Source organism: Streptomyces calidiresistens (assembly GCF_014141525.1).
Classification (GTDB): domain Bacteria; phylum Actinomycetota; class Actinomycetes; order Streptomycetales; family Streptomycetaceae; genus Streptomyces; species Streptomyces calidiresistens.
The window spans coordinates 1-2,347 of record NZ_VKHS01000809.1; the positions used below are offsets into that span (position 1 = coordinate 1).

The window sequence follows — 2,347 nt, forward strand, 5'->3', positions numbered from 1 at the left end:
CAGGGTCTCCACCGCCTCCGGGCGCAGCAGGCGCTCCACGGTGACCGGTCCCAGAACGGGTTCGGTGAGTTCCACCAGTCGGAACCGGCGGGCCGGGGTGTCGGACCCGCCGGGCGGACCGCTCGCGGCGGTCGCCAGGCGGGCGAGGGAGACCAGGTGGGCGGGTGAGGTACCGGTGAAGCCCCGGGCGCCGGGGGCGTGTCCCTCCCGGGCCCGGCGGCCGTCGGTGTCGCCGCGCACCCAGCGCGTGCCGCCGGCGTCGAGGCCGCCGCGCACCCACCAGTCGGTGGTCCGCACCTCCAGGCGGACGGGACGGCCGAGGGCGTCGATGGTCAGGTCCACACCTCCCGCCGATTTCCCGTCGGGGGTTCTGCGGTCGGCGGTGTAGCGCCAGCCGGCCGGGCCGGGGGCGCAGGTGAAGTGTTCGGTTCCCAGGGGCGTGCCGTCCCGGGGGTCGTGGAGGGCGTAGACACCGCTGGGCATGGGCCCACCGTAAGGGGTGTGCGGGGGCGGGAACGGCGCGGGGCCGACCGCGTCCGCCGCTCCCCCGCGCCGGTGCGCGGTGGAGCGGCGGGGCGGCCGGCCCCGGCGGTGTGCGGTGTCCGCTCAGTAGCGGTAGTGGTCGGGCTTGTAGGGGCCCTCGACCGGCACGCCGATGTAGGCGGCCTGCTCCGGGCGCAGCTCGGTGAGGCGGGCGCCCAGGGCCTCCAGGTGGAGGCGGGCGACCTTCTCGTCGAGCAGCTTGGGCAGGGTGTGCACGCCGAGGGGGTACTCGGCGGCCCGGGTGAACAGCTCGATCTGCGCGATGGTCTGGTTGGCGAAGCTGTTGGACATCACGAAGGACGGGTGTCCGGTGGCGTTGCCCAGGTTGAGCAGGCGGCCCTCGGAGAGGACGATGATCACCTTGCCGTCGGGGAAGGTCCAGGTGTGGACCTGCGGCTTGACCTCGTCCTTGACGATGCCGGGGACGGCGGCGAGGCCGGCCATGTCGATCTCGTTGTCGAAGTGGCCGATGTTGCCGACGATGGCCTGGTGCTTCATCCGGCCCATGTGCTCGGCGAGGATGATGTCCTTGTTGCCGGTGGTGGTGATGAAGATGTCGGCGGTCTCGACGACGTCCTCGAGGCGGACGACCTGGTAGCCGTCCATCGCGGCCTGGAGGGCGCAGATGGGGTCGATCTCGGTGATGACGACCCGGGCGCCCTGGCCGCGCAGGGACTCGGCGCAGCCCTTGCCGACGTCGCCGTAGCCGCAGACCACGGCGACCTTGCCGCCGATGAGCACGTCGGTGGCGCGGTTGATGCCGTCGATCAGGGAGTGCCGGCAGCCGTACTTGTTGTCGAACTTCGACTTGGTGACCGAGTCGTTGACGTTGATGGCCGGGAAGAGCAGGCTGCCCTCGCGGAACATCTCGTACAGGCGGTGGACGCCGGTGGTGGTCTCCTCGGTCACGCCGCGGATCTCCGAGGCGAGGTTGGTCCACTTGCCGGGCGCCTCGGCCAGGGTGCGGTTGAGCAGTTCCAGGATGACGCGGTGCTCGTCGTTCTCGGCCGTGGCCGGGTCCGGCGCGGAGCCTGCCTTCTCGTACTCGACGCCCTTGTGGACGAGCAGGGTGGCGTCGCCGCCGTCGTCGAGGATCATGTTGGGGCCGCCGGTGGGGGCGTCCTCCCAGGTCAGGGCCTGCTCGGTGCACCACCAGTACTCCTCCAGGGTCTCGCCCTTCCAGGCGAAGACCGGGATGCCGGCGGCGGCGATCGCGGCGGCGGCGTGGTCCTGGGTGGAGAAGATGTTGCAGGAGGCCCAGCGGACCCGGGCGCCGAGGGCGACCAGGGTCTCGATGAGCACGGCGGTCTGCACGGTCATGTGCAGGGAGCCGGTGACACGGGCGCCGGCGAGCGGCTGCGAGGCGGCGTACTCCTCGCGGATCGCCATGAGGCCGGGCATCTCGTGCTCGGCGAGGGTGATCTCCTTGCGGCCGAAGGCGGCCAGGGAGATGTCGGCGACCTTGTAGTCGGTGAAGCCCTCGGGGGCGGTGACGGGGGTGTTCGACATGCGGCGAACGACTCCTCGGAATCGATGGCGTACACGTGGGCAGGCCGATCGGACCCCGCCCTCCCGGGGCGGTGACCGGTCGTCCGTCCGTCGGAGGGCCTTCTTTCCCCTCGGCCGGGTGGGGCGGCGGTGCGCCCGGGCCCGACTGCCATCAGCAGCGACATCTGACGTCTTGCCCACCGAGGCTAACAGCCGGGGCGCGGATGGTTCCACGGGTGAGGGGCGGCCCGGGCGGGATTTCGGCCGGCCGCCCCCGGGGGACGGGCGCCCCCGGGGGACGGGCGCCCCCGGGGGA

At 72.5% G+C, this 2,347-nt stretch carries 2 protein-coding genes; both read right to left on the reverse strand.

Annotation, left to right across the window (positions count from 1 at the left end; translation table 11 throughout):
* On the reverse strand, window positions 1-483 hold a 483-nt coding region (locus FOE67_RS22980), incomplete at its 3' end, for a hypothetical protein (protein WP_182666753.1).
* A 123-nt stretch (window positions 484-606) separates the two neighbouring features.
* Window positions 607-2,052 (reverse strand): adenosylhomocysteinase, encoded by a 1,446-nt coding sequence (gene ahcY / locus FOE67_RS22985; RefSeq protein WP_182666754.1) that lies wholly within the window; start codon window positions 2,050-2,052, stop codon window positions 607-609.
* Window positions 2,053-2,347 lie beyond the last annotated feature (295 nt).

Excerpts from the sequence above, each read along its gene's own strand:
- ahcY (WP_182666754.1), bottom strand. The coding sequence starts at position 2,052 with ATGTCGAACACCCCCGTCACCGCCCCCGAGGGCTTCACCGACTACAAG.